This window comes from Nesterenkonia sphaerica (genome assembly GCF_005771565.1).
Classification (GTDB): domain Bacteria; phylum Actinomycetota; class Actinomycetes; order Actinomycetales; family Micrococcaceae; genus Nesterenkonia; species Nesterenkonia sphaerica.
Genome location: NZ_VAWA01000034.1, coordinates 1 through 6,894 on the forward strand (window position 1 = coordinate 1; position 6,894 = coordinate 6,894).

Sequence of the window (6,894 nt, forward strand, 5' to 3'; positions counted from 1 at the left end):
AAGGACGGAACCAAACCCAGTACGGTTCAGTCTACAACTTCAAGGAGTCGGACTGGTCGTACACGATGGAGCACTGCGACACCTCACTGGAGGACTACGTCGCCAAGCGCAACAACCAGCCGGGATTCGGCCCGACGACCCGCAAGCGGATCGCGCTGCAGTTCCTCTACGGCCTCAACTTCATCCACTCCAAGGGGCACTTTCACCGGGATCTGAGCACCAGAAATGTCCTGCTCCGCACCTTCGGTGGTTCAGCTGTGCTGGTCAAGCTCTCCGACTTCGGCCTTGCCAAGCTCAAGGGGTCCGAGTTCACGATGACGGAGACCGAACTCAAGGGCACGAAGATTGACCCGGCTCTAGGCTCGTTTAAGGACTTCGGTGCTGTCCATGACATCTTCGCTGCCGGCTTCGTGTTGCTCTACATCTTCACTGGGCGGAAGAACGTGGGGCGGAGTAGTGCAACTCCGATGGAGCAGATCATCCACAAGTGCATCGACTCTCAGCCTGACCGGCGCTACCAGTCGGTGATGGAGCTGATCGCTGCCGTCGAAGCGCTGGACACGACCGTGACCAGCGAGGCTCCGGCGTAGGCTGACCTGCTGTTACCGGCCGACGCTGGCATTAGTCGCTAACTGCAGCAACGGAGCTGGAAGAGGCCTTCTACGCTGGTTGCGAGGCCGACCCCCGTGATGAGAATGAGCTGTGGGGATTGACGTATCTGGAAGAGGCTATGGGTACCGCCGTCTATGCCGCATCGGAGCAAGCTTTCGAAGCACAGGGGCACCGTACGATCGCTGAGGCTTTGAAGGTATGCGCGAGGTGAGAGCGAATCTACTGCGCGCGACCGCTGTGCATAACCCTGCCTATGCACACACCGCGCCGAGAGGTTTCGGGAAGCATCTGAACGCGGTCGAGTTCAAAAGCGGATTAACCTCTGGGCGGCGCTGACTGCCTACGCAGGGTTGCGCAGTTGCCCGATGCTCACCGGGTTAGGGGCTTCGCGGCGGCAGGGCTCCGCGACCCGAGCCTCCGCCGCCGTTGAGCTGGGGTTCCCCGCGCCTTCTTCCTGCGCTTGGACATGGCTCCATCTTCCCAGAGGTGTGCGTTTCGGCTGAGAGTGGACAGTCTGGCGGCCTCAGCTTTCGTCAGCATATGCTGACCCTATGAAGACTGCAGTAGGGGCCGATGACGGCGACAACGTGCTGCAGGAGCTTGTCGCGGTGGCCGAGGCGAAGAAAGAGCTTGCCCGCCGTGAAGAGATCGCGGTTCGCAAGGCCAGGAACTCTGGGCTCAAATGGGGTGAGATCGGAACTCTGCTGGGCGTCACCAAGCAGACCATCCACCGCAAGTACCGCAAAGTCGGGTGAGGAGGCCCGCGGGCGGGCCTATCCCCGTGTGCGACGCCGGGCCGCGATGAGCAGCAGGCCCAGGCTGAGCCCCAGTAGCAGCACCAGCAGGGCCATCCCGCTCGGATAGCCCCACGGTGTCTCCGCCAGCCATCCCACTGCTGCTGGTCCGGCGGCACGGCCTAAGGCGATCCCGACCGCTTGGATGCCCATCAGCGTGCCGAAGGTGGCACCGGAGTACCAGTCGCTCATAATCACCGCCTGCAGGGGGATGAACGCTCCGAACAGCAGGCCGAAGAGGATGAAGTGCCCATACATCTCCCAGGCCTCAGTCCCTCGCACCGCAAGCAAGACGGCTGGGATGATCAGTACTGTCAGGCCCATGTAGAGCTTTGCGGAGTCGAGCCGGTTGGCCAGCACCGGCAGCAGGAACCGAGCGGGCAGACTCAGCAGTCCCACTGCGGCCGCCCACCACGCCACCACGGACGGGTCGAAACCGGCAGCCTCGAACCGCGCAATGCGGTGCACGTTGAAAGCCTCCAGCACGGCCATGGTCAGGGCCACCGCGATGCTCAGTAGCAGGAACCCTGCCGGCAGGCCCCGCTTCACCCCCTGCGCCTCCGCGCCACCCGGGGACGCAGATTCCGGTTCTTCCAGCCGCTGCGGGACCGGTGCTGCGCGCAGCGCCCACCCAGCCGTCAGCCCCGAGACGACCAGTACGGACGCCCCCAGCAGTACCGCCGTGGTCCGCCAGCCGAAGGCCTCCACCAGATAGGAGACCGAAGGGATGAACTCCGGCCCGGCCAGCCCGGTGATCAGGGTCAATGTGCCTGCGGCGCGGTTGCGCTGCTCCCGGGTGAACCACTGCTGCATGGCGATGAAGGCTGGTTCGAACAGCACCATCGTGCTCCCGGGACCGATCAGCAGCCACCATGCCGCGAGAACCTGCCAGCCGGAGCTGCTGACGGCGAAGCCCAGGAACCCCATGAACACCAGCAGGCCCCCGAGAGCCACTACTGCTCGGATCCCGTGCCTATCGGCGTACCGGCCCACCGGGACTGCAGCGGCGGCACCGGTGAGCACCGAGCCGGAGAAGGCCAGGGAGAGCAGTGACAGGGAGAACTGCGCACCGGCTGCACTGGAGGTGATCAGCACCGAGGTGCCGTAGAGAATGGCGCCGAAGCCTACACCGACGCTGAGTGCCAAAGGGTAGACCAGACGGCGGAAACCTGGGTCAGGTGAGGGAGCGGTGGGAGAGGACACGGGGAACCTTTCAGGCTGAGGACGGCATGGCAACATGCCGACTCCACTCCTGAAGGCTTCTATCCCGTAAGATCCATGCCGCCTCTGCGGCATACTGCGGCGCTCGAACCAGGCCCGGCTGATGCCGGCGGAACCCTAGCCGCCCGTGCTGGTCGGTGCTTTCAGCTTACGACTGGCCCCTTCGGGGCGCAAAACTAAAACATAAGCACTTCGATGTTGTGCTTGTCTGTGGCTCCACAACCAGCAGGGCCGGTCTCCTTGATGGCCTCCATCAGCAGCTATCCGACTTAGAACGCGGTCGAGTTCAAAAGCGGACTAACCTCTGGTGGGAAGAAGTGACGAACGGCAAGCGAGTTGAGTTCACAGCGGGCGTGCGCCAACTCGTGGCACGCAAGGCGATGTACGTCTGCTCAAACCCTGATTGCCTGCGCGTTACAGGGTTCTCGACCGAAAAAGGTAAGCCGCGAGCGATTGCTCAGGCTGCGCACATACTTCCCGCTTCCCAGGCGGGGCCGCGTCGAACTGACGACGTAACACTGCCTGACGGATCTCAGGCGAAGCGTGGTGATGAGGAGAACGCGATATGGCTGTGTCTGCCCTGTCATTATCGCGTTGATGCGGACTGGGAGGTGTATTCGGAGGAGCTTCTCCTCGAGTGGAAACGCGAACACGAAGATCGAGCGTCTGCTCTCGTGGGGTTGGATCTGGAACAGAGTCTCCTGAAGCTCGCTGAAGTCCGAGTCGGCCACGATTGGGCACGTGCGATGCTCGCTTGGCTAGACGATCACCGTTTCATGTACTTTGATGACGCGCGTGAGTGCCCAGAGTACGTCTGGAAGGCGGTCGACGCCCTTCGCGTAAAACTCGTTGACATGCGGTCTCGAGTCTTGGACATGGATTCGGACTTGGGGCGGGCCATTTCAGGTATCGAAGCCGCTGTCCAGGAGTTCATCGTCACTCTCAACGATGTTCGAGTGGATGAGATCCAGGTAACTTCGGGAGATCCGAACTTCGAGAGGTTCTCAAATGCGCTCATCTGCATGCGGAGCAGGATCTTGAAGGCTGTAGAGGTAATCGCTAAACGCGAGAACTACGTGTTCAGGAACATCCCCGTTGATTGGTGAAGGCGGCAACGACGTCAGCACGTTCAGGAGTGGATTAACCTCTGGCGGGCATAAGTAGCTTAGACAGAAGCCGACAGAGGCTCATCGAGCCCCGGTGTGATGTTCAATTGGGTTCGGGCTGTCTGCCCCAAACTAGGGCATGAGTGGACAGGGCTGCGAGGAATGGCAATGGTGGTTCAGCCCGTCTTCGGGTTCGTAGCCTTGGATAGGCGAGTTGATAGGCAATCCTGAGGTAGTCGGAATCGAGTTCACGGTGGGTTTAACGTGTAGGAGCGGTGCCGAGTACAAGGTGACCTGTCGCTCACACGGCCTCGTGACCTGCCCCGTGGCGCGCAGTCGTCGCTGACGTGGTAGCGGGGTTCTAGCAGGAACCGATCCTCTATCACGCGGGTTCGAGCGTGATAAACACCGAAGCAGGGGTATCAGGGGAGGCACTGTGAGGAAGGCTGAATAGATGCACGCCGGCGGTCGGCGCAAGCAACTGCTGTCCGACCAGTGAGACCATGACGCCAGCGGCTGATGCTAAGTCCGCCGCCGAGCCATGGAACGTTGGTACTGAGCAACCGCGGGTTGGCACCAACATATCGTGAGTCCCAGGGGACCACAGCGAGTGGTAGTCCTCGAGCCGTGGATCCTGGCCGACGATCTTTCCGGCACGATGGTCGAGTTCAGCGAGTGTCTCCGGGCAGGAGTCCGGCTTGATCAACACCATGCCGGTTGAGGCCGTTCGAGGATCTACTGCTACCTGTACGGTCATAACTGTCAAGCTTGCTGAGGAGAGCGATTGGCTGAGAGCCAAGCTGACGGTCGCGTCAATGATGAGGTCAAAATCCGCGAAATCACCCCCCTCGGAGTCGCTGAGCACCTCGACGTCGACAGAATCGTTGATGGCGCGGAGACGTTTCGCTAATCCTGCTTCTTTTTGCGACCCGAGATCGGCTTCGGTGTAGTTCTGCCTGACGAGAAGTCCGCCCGTGATGGTCGCCGAGTCGGACAACACGATTCGTCTCGCTCCGGCACGAGCGATGAACTCGGCAATCCATGACCCCAGTCCGCCGCAGCCGATAAGAAGGATCTCTCGCTCGGCAAACGCTACTGTTGGTCGTGTTGAGTCGCGGCGTGTCGTCACCGAGGCCCGTTCGTCCGATACTCGCCACCATGCGATTTTCGGGTCTGAAACTTCCTGGCCGCCGCGGAGAGCGTCCGCGATGTCTGCCGAAACTGACCCCACCAGCACGTGTGGTGTCCCGCCAGCAGGATGGGGGACGCGGAGCACGAATGGTTGGGGTGATGCGGCAGAGTTCCGCTTGGCAGCGGCAACGAGGACGAGGTAGAGCGACTCGTGCGTGGGGCGCATGCCGAGGGCAGGTTGTCCACCGCGCTTCATGTCAGGGTCATCCAAAGTCATACTGAGCTCGAAGATAGTGGTGCCGGGGCCGAGGGGGAGGGGCGCATCGGCTGTCACGACGGGGACGCTGAGGCGGTCGGGATGATCGTCAAGCTGCATGTCGAAACGGTGGTCACTCCGTCGTGAGAAAAAGACGCGGCGACGCCCTCTTTCAATTTCATGACGGACAACGACCGTGGGAGTCGAAGGGTCGGTGTGGTCAGTTCCTCCGACAGCGTGGAACAGGGCGGTGTGCGGGTCGAACTTGCCGCCGGCCGCCGCCTCGAACCATCCCCATAGCCGGTTCAGGAAGCCGACGGCTCCATCATCAGGGCTCCATTCCCTGCTCGGGTCGAGGTAGATGCAGAGCAGAAGTCCGTTGAGAACATGCGGGTATCCTACGAAGCGTGGGTGGGTTACGTGTACTGTCGGCGGCCGTTGCGCGCTCCTAGGAACGGTCACCTCAACCAGCTCGGTCGGCTCCAGCGCCAAGCCACCCTCAGCATGCGGAATAGCCGAAGTTTGTATTGCAAGCTGGATGGGAACGGTCCCATCGTCTGAAAGCTTGCGCCGCTCGCGGATGACGACGAATCCCGGCTTAGCCCGGATGACAGTCTCGAGATCTGCGACGAAGGCTTTTTGCCAAGAAGAAGGCGACGTGGCTGAAGTCACCCCGCGCGCCCGGAGAGACTCGGTGCCGCGGGAGGTGACTTGGGCTCCCCGAATGGCGTGCTCGCTTCTGAGCTGGAGGGCGCTTTGAACCCTTCGCCGAATTGTGCTTTCCACTTTGCTACGCTGTCGTCTTTCGAGGACGAGTCATATGCAGCTCGCATCTCCGCAGCATGCGCGTGGATGCGTTCGCGAAAGTACGTATACGTTTCCTGCGTCCAACGGTGGTCGAAGCTGGCCCCAGAGCCGGAGGGGTCCATTATGACCGGCTTGGTGGGGTTGGCCGAAAGATAGGTGTCGAGGTCTTCGATGATGTGTACGAGTGAGGTCGGAACGTTCTTGTAATAGCCGGCGTCGCCGAGGGTGCGATGTGCCTGTACCTGCTCGCCGAGGAGGGTGGTTAGAATAACTGAGCGAGTTCCTGTGAACGAGCCGCGGTGATCTCGGAGGAACTTCATCAGGCGGATTACGCGTCGGAGGTTGCCTCCGGCGAGGTCATCTTTTTCTTTCATCCATCGGGTGAAGCCTTCCGGGTCTGTTGCCTCCCATAGATTGTCCTTATAGTTCGCCACGTACTCGAGTCCTCCGCGCTTAATGGCGGGAACAATGTCGATGTGGCAGGAATTTGCGTACACGACACGAACGCACCGGTTTTTGCGATTGACGGTCATAGACCTGTACACGGAGTTGCGCATGAGGGCAGACTTCACGTTGGTTAGGAAGTCCTGCGGCGTCCACGTGGTGTCGTCTTCCAGATGCAGCATGAAATCTGCGTCGAACTCGTTCTCGCCGACAGGACTGATGATGGTCCGGTGTGCCCACGAGCCCTGCTTGCTCATTCCGAGCACTCGTGGCCCCAGATCGCCGTCCTTCTGAAGGGCAGAGTAGATCTTCGAAACCCGGTCATCAAGAGTGTCGAGTCGAAACTGGCTTAGGTTAACGGTGTCTCGGAGAAGCACTCCGAAGTGGTCTGCGAGTTGCATGTGCCCCTCCTGCTTAGCCATCGATGCCACAGCGATGGATGAATTACAGCTGTGTAGTTCATATGATAAAACCGACATCGGACATTCGGGCAGGGGGGTGCCTCTATGGTTTTCGTCAAGCC

At 60.9% G+C, this 6,894-nt stretch carries 6 protein-coding genes; 3 read left to right on the forward strand and 3 right to left on the reverse strand.

All coding sequences use genetic code 11. From position 1 onward, the window contains the following. Both FEF27_RS12740 and FEF27_RS12745 read left to right on the forward strand, forming a co-directional pair. Positions 1 to 590 (forward strand): protein kinase domain-containing protein (locus FEF27_RS12740; protein ID WP_166430026.1); only part of this gene is annotated, 590 nt, incomplete at its 5' end. Between the two features lie 573 nt (positions 591 to 1,163). Beyond that, entirely contained in the window at positions 1,164 to 1,367 is a 204-nt protein-coding gene (locus tag FEF27_RS12745; RefSeq protein WP_138171262.1) for a hypothetical protein, read from the forward strand. Between the two features lie 18 nt (positions 1,368 to 1,385). Here the strand turns inward: FEF27_RS12745 and FEF27_RS12750 are convergent, their stop codons facing one another. Next, positions 1,386 to 2,609, reverse strand: coding sequence for an MFS transporter (locus FEF27_RS12750; RefSeq protein WP_166430027.1), 1,224 nt, complete (start codon positions 2,607 to 2,609; stop codon positions 1,386 to 1,388). A 335-nt stretch (positions 2,610 to 2,944) separates the two neighbouring features. Between FEF27_RS12750 and FEF27_RS12755 the strand changes: the two genes are divergently transcribed. Next, a complete protein-coding gene (locus FEF27_RS12755; RefSeq protein WP_138171264.1) occupies positions 2,945 to 3,733 on the forward strand; it encodes a hypothetical protein in 789 nt (262 codons plus the stop codon). 382 nt (positions 3,734 to 4,115) lie between these two features. Here the strand turns inward: FEF27_RS12755 and FEF27_RS12760 are convergent, their stop codons facing one another. Next, complete coding sequence (locus FEF27_RS12760; protein ID WP_208009882.1) at positions 4,116 to 5,792, reverse strand: ThiF family adenylyltransferase; 1,677 nt, start codon at positions 5,790 to 5,792, stop codon at positions 4,116 to 4,118. After that, positions 5,789 to 6,894: SMODS domain-containing nucleotidyltransferase (locus FEF27_RS12765; protein WP_243729248.1), on the reverse strand; the 1,106-nt coding region annotated here is incomplete at its 5' end. The genes FEF27_RS12765 and FEF27_RS12760, both read right to left, overlap by 4 nt.

What these genes read in the sequence shown, in the direction of transcription:
- FEF27_RS12745 (WP_138171262.1), top strand. Translation starts at nt 1,164, where the DNA reads ATGAAGACTGCAGTAGGGGCCGATGACGGCGACAACGTGCTGCAGGAG.